The sequence below is a fragment of the Zhihengliuella halotolerans genome (genome assembly GCF_004217565.1).
In the GTDB taxonomy this organism is placed as follows: domain Bacteria; phylum Actinomycetota; class Actinomycetes; order Actinomycetales; family Micrococcaceae; genus Zhihengliuella; species Zhihengliuella halotolerans.
This window is the reverse complement of sequence record NZ_SHLA01000001.1, coordinates 449,474-468,911: the sequence shown is the minus strand read 5'-3', so window position 1 is coordinate 468,911 and position 19,438 is coordinate 449,474. Positions and strand designations below refer to the sequence as shown.

Below are 19,438 nucleotides of genomic sequence, written 5' to 3'. Positions count from 1 at the left end.
CCCGAGACTTCGACACCGGGCTGACTGCTATCGGCGGAACAAGGGAGGCACGGAGGCCGCACACAACGCGGTGGACGCGTCCGAAGCACCCGCTGACGGCGACTGCCACTCGAATCGGGTCCCTCGAAGCAGCCAACAATGTTGACAGTGCAACGTCTCAGGGCGCATCAGCGACACCCGCTTCCAGGCCCTGCCCTGGACGCCTCTCGGGATAGCAAGGGCCGCAGTGGGGCCGACAACGGACTATTCGTCAACTGGTGCCGCCGGCAGCCAGGCACTCGGGCACTAGGGCACTGGGGCGAGAAAGAGTCGGATGCTGCCCCGGTGGACGCAGGCACATCAGGAATCTCGCTGCCGTGCCCGCCAAACGGGTCGCGCGCTTGGCACGCGAGAGTACCCTCGCCCGCCTCTTTCGACGGCTCCGGCAACCAGCAGGACAAGCCAGTGGCGTCCGACCGGGGCGATGAAGCGGCCGTGGGCCACTATTCTTCGTGCCGCAACCAAGCGGCTGCGGGATGTATCAGACGTGCCGACACGCCGCGTCGCCGAAGGGACGGTACCCGCCCCGCCCGGCGAACCACGTCAACGCACAGCTGCTACGCCTGCGAGCGCATGAACTCCTCGGCCGCAGCGACCTGCTCCGCCGTCGGCGTGATGCCCGTGTAGAGCACGAACTGCTCGAGCGCCTGCAGCGTCATGACCTCCGCGCCCGTGATGTCGCGCTTGCCGGCCGCGCGCCCGGCGGCGATGAGCGGCGTCTCGGCCGGCACGGCGATGACGTCGAAGACCACTTCGGCCCGGGCAATCTCCTCTTCGGTGAAGGACAGCTGCCCCGCCCCGTCGCCTCCGTCCATGCCGATCGGCGTGACGTTCACGAGCATCGTGGCCCCCGCCGGCACCTCAGCCGAGTACGCGAACCCGTACTGCTCGGCGAGCGCGGTCCCCCGCGTCTCATTCCGTGCGACGACGGTGACGTCGCCGAACCCTGCGCTCTTCAGCGCCGCGACGGTCGCCTTGGCCATGCCGCCGGAGCCGCGCACCGCCACGGACAGGTCCTTGTCCAGATCCTCGACGAGCTGCGCCACGGCGAGGAAATCGGTGTTGTAGGCCGTCAGCACACCGTCGTCGTTCACGATGGTGTTGACCGACGCGATCGCCGCAGCCGACTCCGTCATGTGGTCCACGAGCTCGATCACCGCCTCCTTGTGCGGCATCGAGACAGCGCACCCGCGGATCCCGAGCCCGCGCACCCCGGCGATCGCGTCGGCGATGTCGGTGGGGCGGAACGCCTTGTAGATCCAGTTCAGGCCCAGCTGCTCGTACAGGTGGTTGTGGAAGCGCGTCCCGTTGTTGCTGGGCCGCTCCGACAGCGAGATGCACAGGGTCATGTCCTTGTTCAGAATGGGCATGCCGCCAACCCTAGCAACCGGCGCCGGCGGCGTACCCGCCCACGTCAACAGGCAGCGCACCCGGCGCCTCGCGATCCCCGGTCAGGACCTCCACGAGCGCGGTGAAGGACTCCTCGTTGCGCCCGTAGAGCGCAATGAGCGCCGCGTTCCCGGTCGATCCGGCCAGCGGCCACGGCGCGTCGAGGGTCACGACGACGTCGCCGCTCGCCGGCGGCACGTCCGTCCCGAGCAGCGTCACGACCGGCCCCGATCCGACGGCGAGCCCGGCCTCCTGCGCGGCGGCGGTCAGGCGCGCCCGGTCGGCCGGATTGCCGCCGACGATCTGGATCGAGTCGCCGACCAGGTCCGCCCCGCACGTCCCGCTCACCTGGGTGATTGCGGCGCGGGCCGCCTCGAGTGCGACGTCGGAGCTCGGCTCGCGCGTTTCGCTTGCCGCCTCGGCGTCCTCGCTCAGGCGCTGCTGCCACATCATCATCGCCACGACCCGCGTCGCGGCGTCGTCGAGCCGCTCCGGCTCGATCGTCCCGTCCTCCACGGCGGCGACAATCGCGGCGTGCGCGGGCCGCACGTCGGCGGGCATGAGCAGCAGGTCGGCTCCGGCGGCCAGCGCGTTCACCGCCGGGTTGCCCGCTGTCTGGTTGAGCGCGCCCATGTTCAGCGCGTCGGTCACGGCGACACCCTCGAAACCGATGTCGTCGCGCAGCGCCTGATAGGTCGCCGCCGACAATGACGACGGCACCCCCGCCTCCAGGTCCGTCACCGCGATGTGCCCCACCATGACCATGGGCACACCCGGGTCCTCGGCGGTGCCGGCACCAGCGGCGAACGGGACCCAGTCGTGCTCGGCCAGCTGCTCGCGCGTCTTCTCCTGCACGGGCAGCCCGACGTGCGAGTCGGTGGTCACGGACCCGTGGCCCGGGAAGTGCTTGAGCGAGGGCAGGATCCCGGCCGCGAGCGAGCCGTCGACGGCGGCCAGCGCGTGCTCGCCCACGACGTCGGGGTCGGAGCTGTAGGAACGGGCCCCGATCACGGGGTCCTGCGGCCCGACGGTCACGTCCGCGTCGGGTGAGAAGTTCATCGTGAAGCCGATCTCGGCCAGGTCGCCGGCCAGCGCCTGCTGGGCCCGCCCGGTCAATTCCGGTTCTCCGGCGGCGCCGAACGCCATCGGGGTGGACCACTCGGTCAGCGGGGCATTCAGCCGGGCCACGCGCCCGCCCTCTTGGTCGATCCCGACGATCGCGGGCCAGTCACGTCCGGCCTCCATCGTCTCCCGGAAACCGTCGACGATCCCGCCCAGGGCCTCAGTGTCTGCCGTGCCGTCGGCGGCCTGCGGGACGTTGTCGCCCATGATGATCACGCCGCCGAGTTCGAGCTCCTCGGCCGTCGCGCGCGCCGCTGACGCATCCGCCCCCGAGTAGTACTGGATCAGCACCTGCCCGGCTTTCGCGCCCAGGCTCATCTGCTCCACGGCGGCCGCGGCGTCGTCGACCTCGGACTCGAGCGGGCCCCAGCTGGTCACGGGCGGCGGCGGTGGCGTCGTGGATTCGGGTGCCGGCGCCGTCGTGCTGCCCGTGGGCCCGGGCGAGGACGGCGCGGCCGGGCCACAGCCGGCGAGGACAACGCCGCAGGCCAGGGCGACGGCGACCGCCCGGGAGGTCGACAACGGGGACGGACGCGTAGCGGTACGGACGGTTTTCACGCTGAAAGGGTACCGCGCCCATACAATGAAGGCTCGGCTCGTCAGCTACGAAGGAGCACCCCGCATGGAGATCGAGTTCGCCGCGTCCAAACAGTCGACGCTCGGCGTCGAATGGGAAGTGGCGCTCGTCGACCGCGAAACCGGGGATATGCGTTCCGTGGCCAACGAGGTTCTCGCCGGGGTCCACGCCCTGCACGGCAACCTGACCGAGGACGAGGAACACCCGCACGTGAAGCAGGAACTGCTGCTGAACACTGTGGAGCTCGTCACGGGCGTGTGCGACACGGTGGCGGAGGCCGAGGCCGAGCTGGCCCACAACTTGAATGAGATCCGGCGGGTCACCGACCCGATGGGAGTCGACCTGTACTCGGCGGGCAGCCACCCGTTCTCGCCGCCGAAGCTGCAGGCGGTCACGGACAAGGAGCGCTACGCCAAGATGATCGACCGCACCCAGTGGTGGGGTCAGCAGATGGCGATCTACGGGGTGCACGTGCACGTCGGGCTGGACCGGCGCGAGAAGGCACTGCCGATCGTGGACGGGCTCGTGAACTACCAGCCGCACTTCCAGGCGCTCTCAGCGTCGAGCCCGTTCTGGGGCGGCGAAGACACCGGGTACGCCTCGCAGCGCGCGCTGATGTTCCAGCAGCTGCCGACCGCCGGGCTGCCGTACCACTTCGGGGCGTGGGAGTCGTTCGAGCACTACGTCGGCGACATGCTGCACACGGGCGTCATCGACGACATCTCCGAGATCCGCTGGGACGTGCGGCCGGTGCCGAAGTTCGGCACGGTGGAGATGCGCATCTGCGACGGCATGAGCTCGCTGCAGGACATCTCCGCGATCGCCGCGCTGACGCAGTGCCTGGTGCATGAGATGTCGACGGGTCTGGACAACGGCTGGGCGATCCCGGTCATGCCGCCGTGGCACCGAGTGGAGAACAAGTGGCGCGCCGCCCGCTACGGCTTGGACTCGATCATCATCCTCGACAAGGAGGGCAACGAAGCCCTCGTCACGGATGAGATGTACAAGGTCCTGAACCGGCTGGAGCCGTTCGCGCGCGAACTCGGCTGCTCGGACGAGCTGGCCGACATCGAGCGCATCATGCGCGGCGGCGCCGGCTACCAGTGGCAGCGCAAGATCGCCGCAGCGCACGACGGCGACCTGCGCGCCGTCGTCCGCGACAACGTGGAGCGCATGCGCGTCGCCTAGGGCGGGTACGACGCCGCCGCAACAGGGCGGTGCGCAGCACACCGCCACGCTGGGCTCGGCTAGGCAGCCGGCAGCGAGATCTGCGTGATCGGCTGCCCCGGATCCGTCGCGAACCCCAGCCCGGTCGGGGCGATGCCCGCCGAGACCAGCTGCGAGGCCAGCGCCGCGATCATGGCGCCGTTGTCCGTGCAGAGGCTCGGCTTCGGCACGCGCAGCGTGATCCCGGCCGACGCACAGCGCGCCGCCAGGAGTTCGCGCAGCCGCGAGTTGGCCGCCACGCCGCCGCCGAGCAGCAGGTTCGTCAGGCCGTGCTCGGTGCACGCCATGACCGCCTTCTTCGTCACGACGTCGACCACGGCCTCCTGGAACGACGCCGCAATGTCGGCCACCGGCACCTCGATCCCCTTCGCCTGGTACTGCTCCACGCTGCGGGCCACGGCCGTCTTCAGCCCGGAGAAGGAAAAGTCGTACCGGTGCTTACCCGGGGCGTCGGCGGTGCCGACGAACTTCGGCATCGTGAGCCCGCGCGGGAAACGGATCGCCTTCGGGTTGCCCTCGCTCGCGATGCGGTCGACTGCCGGTCCGCCCGGGTAGCCGAGCCCGAGCAGGCGGGCGACCTTATCGTAGGCCTCCCCCGCCGCGTCATCGATCGTCTGGCCGAGCAGCTCGACGTCGCTTGTCAGGTCGTTGACCTTGAGGATCTCCGTGTGACCGCCGGAGACGAGCAGCGCGCCCAGGTTCTCGGGCAGTTCGCCGCCGTCGAGCACGCCCACGCCCACGTGGGCGACGAGGTGGTTGATTGCGTACAATGGCTTGCCGGTCGCGACGGCCAGCGCCTTTGCGGCGGCGACGCCGACCATGAGGGCCCCGGACAGCCCGGGGCCGCTCGTCACGGCGAGCGCGTCGACGTCGTCGAGGGTGACGCCGGCGGTGTCAAGCGCCTGCTGCAGCGTGGGGATCATGGTCTCCAGGTGCGCGCGGGCGGCGATCTCAGGGATCACTCCGCCGAACCGCACGTGCTGTTCCATCGAGGTGCTCACGGTGTTGGCGAGCAACTCGGTCCCGCGGACGATGCCGACACCGGTCTCGTCGCAGGAGGACTCGATGCCGAGGATCAGGGGCGCAGCAGACATGCGTTTCATTCTAGTCGCCGCGCGCGGGGCGCGACGTGAGCATGCCTCATCGCGGGATGGCCGAGGCCGAGCCGCACGAGATCAGCAGGCCAGTGGCCACGGTGTACGTGTGCTGCACGCCGGTCTCCCAGCCCCCGGGCCCGACGGCGAAGAGGCGGAAATGCCCGGTCCCCGCGGACAGCAGGCTCACGGGCACCTGCACGCTCGTGGCTGACGCGGCCAGCGTGCCCGTGCGCGTGGGCGGCCCGATGCCGAGCAGGCCGGGGTTGTAGAACTCCCAGCGGTACTGCTGGCGCGTCAGGCCGCCGCTCGGATTGGACCAGCTGAAATCGAGGCGCGACACCAGCAGCGGCTTGTTGCAGCTCAGGTTCTGCGCCGGGGCGACCTCACCGGCCGTCAGGCCGGCGCGGCCGAACTCGGCGTCGGCCCAGGACGCCAACGTGGGTTGGGCCGGCGCGGACACGGCGAGCGCCCCGGCCACCAGGCCCAGGCCGGCGAGCAGCGCCAGCGCTCGTGTCTTGAAGGAGCTACCCGGCATCGCTCTCACCCCGATTCCGGCGCGCTCGGCGGCGCGCCTCGAGCAGGACGGATCCCAGCACGAGGGCGGCGCCGCCGAGCCACGCGATGCCGATTCGCGCGCCGGTGTCCGGAAGGTCTCCCGGCCCCGGTGAGGGCGTTGACGTCGGTCGCGGCGTGGGCGCGGCCGTTGGCGAGGCGGGCGGGTCCGCGGGCGATGTCGGGTCAGCGGACGGCGTCGGTGAGGGGCCCGGAGGCGGTTCCACGCCGACGTCTTCGCCGAAGCCCGAGGCGGTGACCCGCAGCGCGGTGCTGGCGCCCTGGGCGCGCTGCGCCTGCGGCCCGGTACCGCCGGCGATCCGCACGTCGAAGAGCATCCAGCGCGCCTCGTCAGCCGGGACCCGGGTGAACAGCTCCGCCGAATCGCCGACCGCCACCGTCCCCAGGTCGACGGCGCCCAGGTCCCGGCCCGTGCACGTGGCCTCGTCCATCGATCGGCCGGCGTCGTCGTACCCGGTCCACCGTCCGGTGCAGAAGCGGACCGCGACATCGAGCGCGAGGCGCGGGTCGCCCCGGACCGACAGGCGCGCGGAGACGTTGCCGGACTCCTCCGCGTCGGCCCAGACGCCGACCTGCCACGGGACGGACGCTCCGGGGCGCAGGTCCCCCATGGCGGCCGCGTCGCCGCGCGTGCTCACACGCAGCACGTCGCCGCTGGCCGTCGATTCCTCGGGCGCGGCCGCGGCCGGTGCCGGGAACGCGGCCTGGGCGCCGGCTGCGGCGACGATGAGCGCCAGGACGGCGGCTCCCCGGTGACGGCCGCCGCGGCGGGCATCGGCCGGCTCGTCACGGCGGTGTCCGCGCGGCCAGAAGGCCCACGTGACGAGCGCCGACGCGCCCAGTGTGAGGCCGCCGAGCACGTAGGGGTTGCCGAACCAAACGACGACGTTGGCCGCGTGCGGCACGTGGAAGAACACGCGCCGGACCTCCTCCACCGTGTACGGGTAAGGGTCGTCGTCCCGGTTCGCGTCGCCGCGCATCGTGAAGGTGCGCGTCGCGGAGCCGGCGTCCGCCGTCTCGATCGAGGTGATCCGGTGAGTCACGGGCAACTGGCCCGGCCTGTCCACGGTGACGATCTGTCCGACCTGCACGTCGGCTGCCGGCACGGCCCGCGCCACGGCCACGGATCCGGTGGGAATAGTCGGCTCCATCGATCCGGTCTTGAACATCAGGAGGGAGACGTCGAAGACGAACGCGCAGACGGCCAGCACGATGCACACCGCACCGCCCGCCGCGGCGACGTTCAGCAGGGCGCCGCCGAGGAAGCGCGCGGCGCGCGAGGCCCGCGGGCGCGCGGCTGCGCGTCGCACCATCTCCCCTCCCTTCACGTTCGGTCGTCTCGATTGCGGATCAGTCGGAAGTGCCGGTGACCTGCCACGTGATGTTCCCGCTCTGACCCTGGGCGTTGTTCGGCGTGCCGGTGGCCAACCGCACCTCGAAGCAGAACCGGCGGGCGTTGCCGGCGGCCGCTGCGACGGTGGCCTGCGCCGGGGAGAAGACGGACGACGCCGGCACGGCGGTTCCGCTGTAGGTGGCCGCCGCGCAGCTCGTCGCCGTGTCCACGACGGCGACGCGGTAGGTGAGGTTGTTGGTGATGGCTGTCGCCCCGCTCGGCGTCGACGCGCTCAGGGCGACGGTCCCGCCGACGGTACTGGCCGCCGTCGTGCGCACGTCCAACCGCCCGTGCACGACGGACCCCGGAGACATCGCGCTCGCCGCCGTGCCGAACGTCAGCTGGGCGGCCGTGCCCGACGTCGAGTGCTCAGCGTAGCCCGTGCCGGGATCGCCCTGGATGCCGAAGACGCTCGCCGTGAAGTCGGACTGCGCGTGCTCGGAATCGGTCCACGCGGCGAGCGTCAGCGTCGTCCCGACGCCCAGGACCAGCGCGCCGGCGAGCACCGCGCGGATCCGGAGCAGCGCCGGCCGGTTCAGGGACGTGTGGCGCCCCACGCGCCTACTCGCTCTCGGCGTCGAACTGCCAGATGACGGACGTCTGCCCGCCCTGCTCGAACTCGCCTTCGTCACCGGCGGTGACGGCGAAGCAGAGCGGGATGGCCGTGCCGTCGGTGCCGCCGCCGTTGGAGACGAGGTCCAAGCTCGTCGCGCCGGACTGGTCGTTCAGGGTCGCGCCGCTGGCGATCACGGGGCCGGTGGCGGTGCCCGCCTCGCAGTCGCCACTCTCGACCTCGGTGATGGTGTAGCTCGTGGCGGCGGCATTCGCTCCCGCCACATCGGTGGCGACCGCGCCGGCCGGCGTCAGCGTTCCGTCCGTCGTGGTGGCGCTGTCCAGCCGGAGCCAGTACGCGGCGTAGGTCGTGTCGCTGGGGGTCAAGTTGTCGAAGAGGTCGGAGAACGTCAGCTGCAGCGCCCCGTCCGCGGTCTCGTGCTCGGCGTAGGCGACGCCGTCGTCGCTGCCCTCCAGATTGAAGGATCCCGCGGTGAACAGGCCTTCGCCGAATTCGGAGTCGGTCCACGCCGCGAGCGTGACTGCCGCACCGATGCCGAGGACCAGTCCCCCGGCCAGTACCGCCCGCTTTTTGGCTTTCATCTGCTCTGTCATGTTGTACCCCCTGCGTTGATCGTGCCGGTGCCGCCGGCTCCGCCCCGATGGTGCTGCGAACGCCTCGTGAAACGGCCCTACTCAGGAGTGTATTGACGCGCAGGGTAGGAATCAGCAGTTGCCGGGCCGGTGACGCCTCCGCGTCACATGGGGGCGTGATTCGCGCCACAAAGAGGAACGATACGCGCCCCCTCTATCCCTCGGGCTGTCCCGTCTTGTAGCTCCAGATGGTGCGCGCCTTGAGCCAGCCGTGGGCGCGTCCGTACTTGGGTGAGGTGTACAGCACCGGGTACCAGCCGTTCTTTGGCGCGCCGGTCACGGAGATCTTCGCCCCCTGTTGCAGCAGCCGCACGCGCGGAGCGTCGATGGAGCCCGACTTACGGATCCAGACCTTGTGCACCGTCCGGTGCGTCGGCTGCGTGACCCACGGGCCGAGCGCGCCGGAGTAGTGCTCGAGCGTCGGGATCTGGTTCTTGTAGATCCGAGCGGCGGCGGTCGTACCGACGTAGCGCAGGTGCCACGGCTCGTACTTATACCCGGTCACCGACTCCCAGGCCTTCGGGTAGCGGACGATGAATCCGTACTTGTGCGCGTTCTTCTTGACCCATGTGCCCGTGGCGGTGTTCTCGAAGCAGTCCTGCAGGCCGCAGCGGCCGCTGGAGTCGCCGACGTCGATCGCGAGCCCCAGCTGGTGCTCGCTCGTACCCGGCAGCGCCGAGATCCGCTTCGCGTAGGCCTCGCCGTAGAGCCGCACGTATCGGTCGTAGAGCGCCTTCTGCGTGTCGTAGGAGCGGTAGGCGCTCGTGACTCGCATCCCCACCCCGTCCTGCTTGGCCCACCACGTCATCTTGCGGTAGGCGGCGGCCGCCTCGGGCGTCGCCCGGTAGCTGGTGTTGTGGATGTAGCTCAGTCGCGGCACGTAACGCGCCGGCTGGATCGGGTACTTCCGCGAGGCCAGCACCAGCGGGCTCGTCGGATCGCGGTTGATCGTCGCGCTGCTCACCGCGTACTGCTCCGCGATCGCGGGATCCTCGACAAGGTACGGCGTCTCGGCCCCTTCGGGCACGTCCTCCTCGGCGGGGATCGATGACGAAGACGCCGCGGCCGGCGCGCGGGCGGCCGCCCCGGCCGCGTCGGCGGGGCCGGCGTCGAGCCCGATCGCCGAGACGGCGACGATGCAGGCGACCGCCAAGGATTGCGCCACGCGGGTCAGGATTCGCGATTCACTCATGGCCCTATCCTGTCCTCGCCCGGCGGCGATGCGCCAGAGTTCGCGCGACTATTTCAGGCGCAGCTGCATGATGACGGCCGAAACGCCGCCGGGATAGTAGTTCCGCCGCACGTGGATCTGCTCGAAACCGTGGCGCGCGTAGAGCTGCTGGGCGCGCGGTTTGTCCTCGCGGACCTCGAGCATCACGTTCTCGGCCCCGCACGTGCGGGCTTCGCCGATCATGGCCTCGAGCAGGGCCGTTCCGATGCCGCGACCCTCGTACTCCGGGACGACGGCGATGGTCTGCACGTCCGCGATCGGCAACACGCACATCATGCCGGCATAGCCGACGACGCCCCCGTCGGCCTCGGCGACCCAGTAGCGGCGGGTGTCGGTCTGGGCGATCTCCGCCTCGAACATGTCGCGCGGCCACGCGTCCGCCGGGAAGAGACGCGTCTCGAGCGGGTACACCACCGCGAGATCTGCAGCCGTCATGTCCCGCAGCACGAAGCCGCTCACCGGGCGCCGCCCTTGGGTGCGAGCATCGCCGCGGGCACCTTCGCGTCGGACTCGCGCAGGTAGAGCGGGGTGGTCGCGAGCAGTTCCCCACCCTCGTTCAAGGTGCGGGCGGCAGAGGCGGCGAGGGCTGAAGCGTCCGGGCGGCGGTCGTCCCAGCCGAGCATCGCTTCCGCGCCGACGGCCCCCAGTTGTTCCGGGTAGAGCCCGGCGCCGGCACCGAAGACCGGGTGCGCGGCGACCTCGGCCGCAGCGGTCACGTGCGGGCCGTCGATCAGGCGCGCGGCGTCGTCGTACACGGCCCAGTAGAGCTCGCGTCGACGCGCGTCGATCGCGGTGACGAATCGACTGGTCGCGGCTCCGCCGGCGGCCACTTCCCAGGCGATCGCGTCGAGGCTGCACGCCCCGCCGACGGGAACGCCCCACGCGAAACCGAGCGCCTGCGCGGTGGCGATGCCCACGCGCAGCCCGGTGAACGGGCCGGGGCCGACGCCGACGACGATCCGGTCGATTTCTCCCCCACTCACGCCGGCCTGCTCGAGCATGCCGGCGATGGCCGGGGCCAGCACCTCGGCGTGCGCGTTCACCTGGTCGGTGGAGAAGGTCTCGAGGACCTCGGTGCGGTCCTCGCGCGTGCGCACGAGGGCGGCGGTGGCGCGGGCGGAAGTGTCGATCGCGAGCAGCAGCATGGTCTCTATTCTAGGATGCGTCAGTTGAAGGGAGGGCGTGTTGTTCGAGGTACGCCGCAAGTCCCCGAGGCCGGTTGATGGCTGCCAGGCGATGCTCTCGCAGACGGTCGACCTCGATACCACTCCACTTGATGGGGTGCCCAGCATTGGCGGAGAGTCGATCGATGAATGCGGTCTGCGACCGCGTGTTCCCGTCGCGGAAGGGATGAATCTGCGTCAAGTATCCCCACATGTCCGCGAGTTCGCCGAAGAAGTCCGCTGCATCCAGACCGACCAGATAATTCTTCTGGTCAAGACCGCCGAAAACCTCGTCTAAACCTTGCCGAATAAACGCTTCGTCCGCATATACGATGCCGGTGCCCCCGGCGCCCATGGGGGGCAGCATTGCTGCGGACTTCGCCCGCCCAGTATCCGACGGTTTCGTCGCCGAGGACGCGTCCGAACAATCGGCGATGAATGTATGAAAGGTAGGCGAAGTCGAGGCGTGCCGGAGTCGGCTCCTGTAGCAATCCGGCCCATTCCAGCGTGGCGTGATCGTTGAGGGCCTCGTCCAACTCAACAGCACTTCGCAGGCCGAGTTGATTGCGTAGAACGCCCCGGCTGCCAGGGAGCGTGTAGCGATCGTGGACGCCCGGTGTCACGTCGTGCGCTCGTAGCCCCACTTGGCGGCGAGCTCATCTCTCGCGTCGTCCATGCTGCTTTCCCCATCCAAGACGCGTTTCGAGCGGTCGAGCGCCTCAAGGGAGGGAAAGTGACCGGCCAGTTGCTGGCCCTTCTCGATCAAGGCGAGAGCTTCCGTGGTGTCAAGCAGATTCAGTCCCAGAACATCAAGTACGCTGAGAACTTTTCCGAGCTCGGCCCGTTCGTGCCCGGCTTCGACTTCGCCGATGAAAACGCGGCTGACCCCGGCGCTCTTCGCGAGCTGGGCCTGCGTGAGCTTCCTACTCTTGCGGGCCGCCCGGACTACCGCGCCGACGCGGTTCACGGCGTGCGGAGTGGGGTGTGTCTGCATGGCTCCATTCTAACGCGAATGACAACGTACGCATGCATTTTCTGCCCGCCGAGTCCCGCACTGCCTGATCGCTAGTTCACCATGCGCAGGTGGTGCGACCGGCCCAGCTGCTCGACCGGCGCCATGTCTTCCGACGCCTTCCGGGCAGCGCGTTCGGCGATGTCGGCCGCTGTGACCGCCTCGACCGGTTGCAGCCAGTGGTAGCCGACGCTGCGCACGGTCCGGATCCAGCGCGGCGAGCGCACCTCCTCGCCGAGCTTGCGGCGCAGGTTCCCGACATGGACTTCGAGCGAACGCAACGCGGACCGGTCCGCGCCCGATCCTCCGACGACGCCGACGAGCTCGGATTTGGTCAGCAGGCGCCCGCTGCCGTCGGGTCGTCCGCGCATCATCGCGACGAGGATCCGAAACTCGGTGCGCGTCAGGCTCAGTTCTTCGTCGTTCAGCCAGCAGATGTGCTGGGTCGTATCGACGGCGAGGCCGTCGGACACGAGCACGTGTTGGGCCGGCAGTTCGGTGGGAGCGGCCGTGGCCGTTGCTCGAGAAGCCCCGCTGGGCGTGGTCACGGAGGAAGAAACCCCGGCGGTCCGCCAGCCGCTCGTCCGCGACGCTGGCGCCGTGCCCCGCGCAGCATCTCTGCCGGCGGCATTCGCCGCACCGCTCTGCTCGCCGGCGCGAACAGGGCGGACGCGTCGGAGAAGTGCACGAAGGCGCATCTGATGCTCGCGCGGGCTGTACCGGCCGTCGACGATCTGGTCGGCCCCGGCTTCGAGCAGTTCGATGCGCTGGTCCTCGGTGGCACCGCGTTCGACGACGACGATGTAGGCGCCGGTCAGTCCACGCAGCCGCCGCACCACTTCGGACCCGGAGAGATCCCGGTACGAATTGGCGATGATGATCATCGACGGGCGGCCGCGCGAGGCGATCTCGACGACGTGCCGACCGGCACCGGCGGCCAGCGCGTGCAGCCCTTCGGCGCCGGCGACGCTCTCGAATACCTCCTGCAGAATCTTGTCCGGCAACGCAACCAGTACGGTAGCTGCCGCTCGCTGCGACGGCACCCCGTGAGCGGGGGTCGTCCTGACGCTCTGATTCGGTTCCTTCTGCTTCATGCCCTTGTAGAGCAGGGCACACGCGATTCGTGACGCGAAAATCTAAAGAAAATTCTGAGGCATCCTTTGCGTTTGCCTCCGGACTCTCCGAGACCTCAGGACCGGCCGCGCCCGTTGACCCGCACGGGGGCGCAACGCTGACTCAAACCCACAATGTCGCAGCTCTTGCAAGCCGGCTTCGGTCGCCTTGAGGTGGCCTTGCAGCGATCCTGCGATTCGACTGACGCGGTCTGCGGGTGGATGTCGCTTAGTGATCCGTCACGGCGACGGCGCAAGCACCCCCGATCCGGTTACGAACCGGGTTCGACGGCCGGAGCGGATTCGCGCACCACCAAGTGCGTCGGCAGGATGATCGGGCTGGGATTCTCACCTTCGATCAAGCGCATCAGCATCAGAGCCATCTCTTGACCCAGGGCCCGGATCGGCTGGCTCACCGTGGTGAGAGTCGGCTCCGTCTGCTGCGCTATGGCCAAGTCGTCGAAACCCGCGACCACGACGTCCTCGGGCACGGAGCGTCCGTGTGCCTTCAAGACTCGAATCGCGGCGGCGGCCATGTTGTCCGAACCGACGAATACGCCGTCGAGGTCGGGGTGCTTCTCCAGCAATGCGGTCATGGCGCGGGCACCACCATCAGGCGTGAAGTCAGCCTCTTCCGTCCAATCAGAAGGCAGACCCACCACGGCCATCGCGTCGGCGAAGCCCTTGTACCGGGCAACGGAGGCTTCCGAGTCCATGGGGCCGACGATGGAGGCGATACGCCGGCGGCCGGCACTGAGCAGATGCTCTGTGGCCAGCCGGGCGCCGCCGCGGTTGTCGGCGTCGACGTACCAGCGGGACTCGCGCCCAAGCGTTCGACCGCAGAAGACCAGAGGCAGATCAGTCGATTCGACGACTTCGTGCAAGGGGTCGTCTTTGCGCATCGCCAACACCATCACGCCGTCCGCGCTGCGGGATCCCAGGAGTCGTTTGAGACGACCGGACCCGTCCCCGGGAGACGCCAGCATGAGCGTCAAGACGAGATCGGACTTCTCCAGAGCAGTGGTGATTCCCACGATGATCTGTGAGAAGAACGGGTCGGCGAAGAAGGCAGGCTCCTCGTTGGACACGACCAGAACCACCGATCCGACCTTGTTCGTGGCAAGGGCGCGCGCGGTCGCGTTGGGGACGTAGCCGAGTTCCTGCGCTGCCCGCAGGACCGCCTCGCGTTTCAGCGGACTGACGTGGGGAGCATTGTTCAGCGCCCGCGAAGCGGCCGAGCGGGACACTCCGGCCCGGAGCGCTACCTCCTCAAGCGAGGGCTTGCTCTGCGGATCGTGAGGCGAACGCAGAGATGCGGGCTGGGAGCCGGATGATTGACGACGACCTGTGGGTGAATCCTGCATGGCTGAAGCCTACTGCCACGCCCGGGCAGGGCCGCGAACTGCCGGCCGAATGCTGCGCCCCTGCGACTTTCAGGACGCAGGGGCGCAGCCGGGGATGCGGGAGGTCTCAGGCGGCGCTCATTCCTGAGAAGTCCGCCGAGCGCGCAGGGCCAGCAAGAGGACGCCGGCGAGAAGCGCGAGCGAGGCCAAGATGACGAGCACCATCCAGTACTCCCCCAGACCCGTTTCCGCGAGTTCCGAATCTCCTGCGCTCCCGTCCTCGGGTGCCTGCGTGGAACCGTCGGCGGGTCGGTCTTCAGGTTCCGCGGGAGGCGTGGCGGGCGCAGACGACGGCGGCGGCGTGGCCGGCGTAGAGGGCGTCGGCGTGGCGACATCGGGTTTGCTGCGTACCGTGAGGACCGCTGCGTCCGTGTAGAACCCGCCGAACGGGTTGGCGAAGTACGCCCGGTACGATCGGCCGTCGTCGGCACGAGCGGCAGTCAGCTTCAGGGTCGCACTTTCCTCGCCCGGGACGTCCTGCCAGGTGCCGTCAACCTGCTGCTGCCATTGCACGGAGGGCGCCGGGGCGCCGGTTGCGGAGGCTGCGAACTGGACAGACTCCCCCTCCACGACCGAGGCGTCAGCCGGGTGCTCGTCCACCCGCACGATACGTCCTGCGGACGATTCGTCGCCGGCCGCCTGATCCGCCGCGAAGGACGCAACCCAGGTCAACGCAGAATTCCAGTTGACCGTTATTTCATTGGTTGACCACGACTGAATGTCATCGACGTAGCAGAACTGCGGTGCGCACGGGCGCTCGTCGTCGTAGAGGGACTTGATGACGGGGTCCCACGTCTCCGTCATGGAGTTGGGTCCGCCGGAAACAGATCCCCTGGGCGGATTGGGCAGGCTCGGCTCGAGCGAATTCGCGAACCAACGGCTGTGCTGGTTCTTCGAATAGTGGTGACCGTACCCGGTGATGTAGGAGTTGTTCAGCGCGTTGCGGCCGAGCAGGTAGTCCATCGACTCCAGCACCCCATCAGCGAACCTCTGGTCACCGGTCAGGTCGAATGCCGTCCCCATGACCACCTGGTTGTTGAGGATCGCGCTGTTCGATCCCCAATCGTACTGGCCGTCAGCCCCGGGGTAAGCGGTGCCGAACGGCTGCTTCTCCTGCCAGGCGAGGTATCGTTCCGCGGCGTCAATCACCGACTGGCGAATCTCCGATCGACCCGGGATGTCAGACTCGACAATCGCGAGGCTGATTCGCCCCAGAGCTGCCGTCTCAAACCAGTTGAAGCCGCCGGCGGTCCAGATATCGGAGGTGTTGTACTCGCTGGCGACAACGTAGTCCCGGAACTCAGGGTCACCCGTGGTCAGGAACATCTCCGCGGCCGCCCAGTAGAACTCGTCCTGGACCTTGTCGTCGTCATACGGACCGCTGCCGGCACTGGGGTTGTCGTTCGGTGCCGGCGCGTACAGCTCCGGTGTTTCATGAGCCGCATCCCAGGCGACGTTGCCCGCCGCCAGCAGTTCTGCTGCAAACGTCGGGTCGTACTTCTCCCACAAACGCGCCCCCTGCGCAGCTACGGCCGCGAAGTTCAGCGTTGCGGCCGTCGACGGCCGGTGCAGATACCGCTCTTGCGGATCATCTGCAGGCATCAGCGGCAGTCCCGTCCAGTTGGCATCCGCCACCTTGTGGTGCACCATGCCTGGATACATGTCCGCTTCGGCAGGGACCTGCATCTTCATCATCCATTCCAGCTGCCATCGCGCCTCATCCAGCACGTCCGGAACAGAGTTGCTGCTCTCATCGCGGGGAATGTTGAGGGTTCCGTCGCCCAGGTCGGCGTCTGCACCAGTGGGCGTGTAGAGCGTCCGCTCATAGGTGCTCAGCAGCTGAGCGACGGAGATACCGCCGTTGACAACGTACTTCCCGTGGTCGCCGGCGTCGTACCAGCCTCCCACCACGTCCGCGGTGTAGTTGCATTCCCAGTCCCCGTACATCCAGTACTCGCCCTCTGTGGCGGGCGTAAGGCACGGAACATCCCGGTCCCCCTGATTGGCGGAGCCATCCCCGGGAGCGCCCACATGTCCGGCTTCGCGCGTGTACTGTTCGGCATCCGGCTGAGCCACCATGACCGAACCATCAATCGCGATTCCGCTGCGTGCCGGATAGAAGTAGTTGATCGCGTCATACCGAAGCTGGTCGTAAAGACCCGGGGCGATCGCAAACTCGTAGCTCTGTTCGTCATCGGCCAGCAAGGTGTACTTTCCAGGTTGCTCGAACGTGCCGAAGTCGACTTCGTGAACATTCAGGCCCGCCGTCTCATCGATGCCTGCCGGGCTGGTCTTTCCCGAAGTCACCGTTGCGCCCTCCGCGTTCACCAGTTCCCAGTCGACGGGCGAGGCGGCGTCAGTGACGAGCGTCGCCTGCTTGGGTCCCTCAGGAAGGTACCCGACCTGGTTCACCCGCACGCGCGGGCCGGTTTCCGGCGTGTACACGCCCGGATCCACTCCGCTGATGAATGAGACGTTGTCCAGGCAGAACGTCCAGGACTCACTCGCCCCTCCCACTTGGAAGGACAGCTCACCGCTGCCGAGATCTTCGCCTGCGGACGCCGTAAAGCCTGATTCGGGCGTGAACGTGTAGCTGTAGCTCTCCATCTCGTCCGAGAGCGTCGGACTCTGCTCGAACAGCACGGTGTGCGGCGGAGCGTCATCTCCAACCACCACGCGGACCGGCCGACCGTTGGAGGAACTCGCATCGAACGAGAGCCCGTATGTCACTCCGGGTTCAAGGACGATTCCGTTGAACCCGATGATCTGGTCCCACCTGTTGGTGGTGCCCCCTTCCAGCCGCGCACACATCACACCGTCTTCGACGCCGGCCGATACACCGGCACCCGAGGCGTAGAACGGGGCGAGCTCACCGTCCTCGAAATCACCTCCGACGACCTGCTCTGGGGATGCCTTCTGCTGCAGGGAGAAGTTGTCGAAGCACAGGGTGTAGGGCTCGTCCTGGCCGCCCAGCTGGAAGCTGATGTCGCCTGTGGTCTCCGTCCACGAGTCCTCCAGAGGTGAATCCGGGTTCGCCGTCGCCGTCGCCCACTCCTTGGGCGCAAAGGTGAATTCAACGTGCTGCGGCTCGGGGGTGCCATCCAATGCTACTGATTGAGCGAACACGGCCGGATAGCCGGCGCCGCCCTGTAGCGGGACGGTCACAGGCGCTGAGGCATGGGCGTCGAACGAAACGACGTACGTCGCTTCCCGGTCGAAAGTGACTCCGTCGAGTTGGGCTGCGATGTCCCAGGCGTTCTCTCCGCCTGTCACCGCTGTACAGAACTCCGACGTGTCCGTGGAAGCTGAGACCGTGCCGGCGTTGGCGTACGCGTGCCATCCGGCGGCGTCGCCGTCGCTGAAATCATGGACAACCTCGACGGCGTCGAGGGGTTGGGCGTGAGCTGACGGTACTGACGCCACCGCGCTCAGCAGCAGAGCCGACGTCGTGAGAGCGCCTATTCGAGCAGCACGCACACGTGCTGTGCGGTCATGGGGAAGCAATTGGTCTCCAAGCTATTTAGGAGCGCTTCCACGATGGGCATGTGGCGCGCGTCACTGGTAATGGATGGCATGAAGCTACCACCGGGATCGGCCGCAGACAAGCCGGGAGCGCTTCCAAAAATTTTGTCGCCAGACGGATGATGATCGGATCTGTAGGGCGAAATTAGCCCTTGACTATGGCGCATTTCACAGCAAAACTGTCCGAAATCACCCCGGGAACAAACTGGCATCGCTCCCAAAAATGGGATGTTCGAGCGCCATCGGGGTGACCCCTCAGAGGGGAACCGGCAGGCTATGGCAGCCCCGGGATTCTAGAGAATGGAACTACGAAATGCGCCTCTTTTCGCGACCATGGATCCGGATCGCAGCAACTTCACTGGCCCTCACGCTGGCCGCCGTCGGCATCTCGCCCGCAGCGTCCGCCGCGAATCCACCCGACCTCACGTCCGGGTTCTACACCGATCCGGATTCAGCCCCGGCCCAGTGGGCTGACGCCAACCCTCAGGACGGTAGATCGGACGCCATCCGAGAGTCGATCGCCGAACAACCCATGGCCCGATGGTTCGGCGGCTGGAGCGGAGCTATCGGCACGGCCACCGGCTCCTACGCCGGAGCGGCCGCCCACCACCGCGAACTCCCGATCATGGTCGCCTACAACATTGCCGGCCGCGACTCATGCGGCGGCCACTCGGGAGGCGGCGCCGGATCGGCGAGCGCCTACAACTCCTGGATCGCCGGCTTCGCGGGAGGAATCGCCGCGCGACCCGCGCTGGTCATCCTCGAACCAGACGCCCTGGGGGACTACGACTGCCTGAGTTCAGCGCAGGTGCGGGAACGGGAGGCCATGCTCCGGAATGCAGTCGCCCAGTTCAACGCCCAGGCACCCAACACCTGGACCTACCTGGACGCCGGGAACCCCGGATGGATCGACGCCTCGACCATGGCCCAGCGTCTCCACTCAGCGGGCCTGCGGGACGCCCACGGCTTTTCGCTGAACATCTCGAACTTCATCGGCACAGCGAGCAACACCGCCTACGGGAACGCGATCAACGCTGAGCTCCGCAGCAGGTTCGGCTATTCGAAGCCCTTCGTGATCGATACGAGTCGAAACGGCGTCGGAGCCGCCAACACGCCGTGGTGCAACCCCGCGGGCCAGAAACTTGGCGCGACCAGCCGGTACGGCGGCGGGGCCGAGATGCTCCTCTGGATCAAGACCCCCGGACAGTCCGACGGCGACTGCGGTGTAGGGCTCGGCTCGACTGCGGGACAATTTCTCCCCGAAGCCGCCTACAAGATGATCTTCGGACACTAGAGCCCGCCTCTCGAGCCGGCCGGCTTCCGGCACGAAGCCTCGCCGTCGAGGAATCCCGCTCGGATCCACAGCACGGGT

At 68.3% G+C, this 19,438-nt stretch carries 17 protein-coding genes; 2 read left to right on the top strand and 15 right to left on the bottom strand.

What is annotated here, in order from left to right; translation table 11 throughout:
• Nucleotides 1-596: 596 nt before the first annotated feature.
• Both EV380_RS02035 and EV380_RS02030 read right to left on the bottom strand, forming a co-directional pair.
• Entirely contained in the window at nt 597-1,409 is an 813-nt protein-coding gene (locus tag EV380_RS02035) for a shikimate 5-dehydrogenase (protein ID WP_242607469.1), read from the bottom strand.
• A 10-nt stretch (nt 1,410-1,419) separates the two neighbouring features.
• Nucleotides 1,420-3,108: a glycoside hydrolase family 3 N-terminal domain-containing protein gene (locus tag EV380_RS02030; RefSeq protein ID WP_341272754.1), complete on the bottom strand. Its 1,689-nt coding sequence runs from the start codon at nt 3,106-3,108 to the stop codon at nt 1,420-1,422.
• 64 nt (nt 3,109-3,172) lie between these two features.
• On the opposite strand from EV380_RS02030, the gene EV380_RS02025 reads away from it, so the two are divergent.
• Nucleotides 3,173-4,315 (top strand): glutamate--cysteine ligase, encoded by a 1,143-nt coding sequence (locus EV380_RS02025; RefSeq protein ID WP_130448980.1) that lies wholly within the window; start codon nt 3,173-3,175, stop codon nt 4,313-4,315.
• 59 nt (nt 4,316-4,374) lie between these two features.
• On the opposite strand, the gene tsaD is transcribed toward EV380_RS02025, so the two are convergent.
• From tsaD to EV380_RS01960, 13 genes are all read right to left on the bottom strand, one after another.
• A complete protein-coding gene (tsaD, locus tag EV380_RS02020; protein ID WP_130448978.1) occupies nt 4,375-5,448 on the bottom strand; it encodes a tRNA (adenosine(37)-N6)-threonylcarbamoyltransferase complex transferase subunit TsaD in 1,074 nt (357 codons plus the stop codon).
• A gap of 46 nt (nt 5,449-5,494) precedes the next feature.
• On the bottom strand, nt 5,495-5,986 hold the full coding sequence (locus tag EV380_RS16525; RefSeq protein ID WP_165391870.1) for a hypothetical protein: 492 nt from the start codon (nt 5,984-5,986) through the stop codon (nt 5,495-5,497).
• On the bottom strand, nt 5,976-7,337 hold the full coding sequence (locus tag EV380_RS16800) for a signal peptidase I (RefSeq protein ID WP_242607468.1): 1,362 nt from the start codon (nt 7,335-7,337) through the stop codon (nt 5,976-5,978). The genes EV380_RS16525 and EV380_RS16800 overlap by 11 nt, the downstream gene beginning before the upstream one ends.
• Before the next feature lie 37 nt (nt 7,338-7,374).
• Nucleotides 7,375-7,974 (bottom strand): SipW-dependent-type signal peptide-containing protein, encoded by a 600-nt coding sequence (locus EV380_RS02010; protein WP_165391869.1) that lies wholly within the window; start codon nt 7,972-7,974, stop codon nt 7,375-7,377.
• 4 nt (nt 7,975-7,978) lie between these two features.
• Nucleotides 7,979-8,584 carry a SipW-dependent-type signal peptide-containing protein gene (locus EV380_RS16715; protein WP_207219276.1) on the bottom strand — a complete coding sequence of 202 codons (606 nt, stop codon included), beginning with the start codon at nt 8,582-8,584 and terminating at the stop codon, nt 7,979-7,981.
• 193 nt (nt 8,585-8,777) lie between these two features.
• Nucleotides 8,778-9,815 carry a M15 family metallopeptidase gene (locus tag EV380_RS02000; RefSeq protein WP_165391868.1) on the bottom strand — a complete coding sequence of 346 codons (1,038 nt, stop codon included), beginning with the start codon at nt 9,813-9,815 and terminating at the stop codon, nt 8,778-8,780.
• A gap of 48 nt (nt 9,816-9,863) precedes the next feature.
• Entirely contained in the window at nt 9,864-10,289 is a 426-nt protein-coding gene (gene rimI, locus EV380_RS01990; RefSeq protein WP_130452052.1) for a ribosomal protein S18-alanine N-acetyltransferase, read from the bottom strand.
• Between the two features lie 20 nt (nt 10,290-10,309).
• Complete coding sequence (gene tsaB / locus EV380_RS01985; protein WP_130448970.1) at nt 10,310-10,999, bottom strand: tRNA (adenosine(37)-N6)-threonylcarbamoyltransferase complex dimerization subunit type 1 TsaB; 690 nt, start codon at nt 10,997-10,999, stop codon at nt 10,310-10,312.
• Between the two features lie 10 nt (nt 11,000-11,009).
• A complete protein-coding gene (locus tag EV380_RS01980) occupies nt 11,010-11,372 on the bottom strand; it encodes a Fic family protein (protein WP_165391867.1) in 363 nt (120 codons plus the stop codon).
• Between the two features lie 264 nt (nt 11,373-11,636).
• Nucleotides 11,637-12,011 (bottom strand): helix-turn-helix transcriptional regulator, encoded by a 375-nt coding sequence (locus EV380_RS16795; protein ID WP_242607467.1) that lies wholly within the window; start codon nt 12,009-12,011, stop codon nt 11,637-11,639.
• A gap of 71 nt (nt 12,012-12,082) precedes the next feature.
• Entirely contained in the window at nt 12,083-13,123 is a 1,041-nt protein-coding gene (locus tag EV380_RS01970; RefSeq protein WP_130448966.1) for a response regulator transcription factor, read from the bottom strand.
• Between the two features lie 290 nt (nt 13,124-13,413).
• Nucleotides 13,414-14,505, bottom strand: a complete 1,092-nt coding sequence (locus EV380_RS01965) for a LacI family DNA-binding transcriptional regulator (RefSeq protein ID WP_130448964.1) — start codon at nt 14,503-14,505, stop codon at nt 13,414-13,416.
• A gap of 117 nt (nt 14,506-14,622) precedes the next feature.
• A complete protein-coding gene (locus EV380_RS01960) occupies nt 14,623-17,967 on the bottom strand; it encodes a glycoside hydrolase family 9 protein (RefSeq protein ID WP_242607466.1) in 3,345 nt (1,114 codons plus the stop codon).
• 412 nt (nt 17,968-18,379) lie between these two features.
• Here EV380_RS01960 and EV380_RS01955 point away from each other — a divergent pair, with 412 nt between their 5' ends.
• A complete protein-coding gene (locus tag EV380_RS01955) occupies nt 18,380-19,360 on the top strand; it encodes a glycoside hydrolase family 6 protein (RefSeq protein ID WP_130448960.1) in 981 nt (326 codons plus the stop codon).
• Nucleotides 19,361-19,438 lie beyond the last annotated feature (78 nt).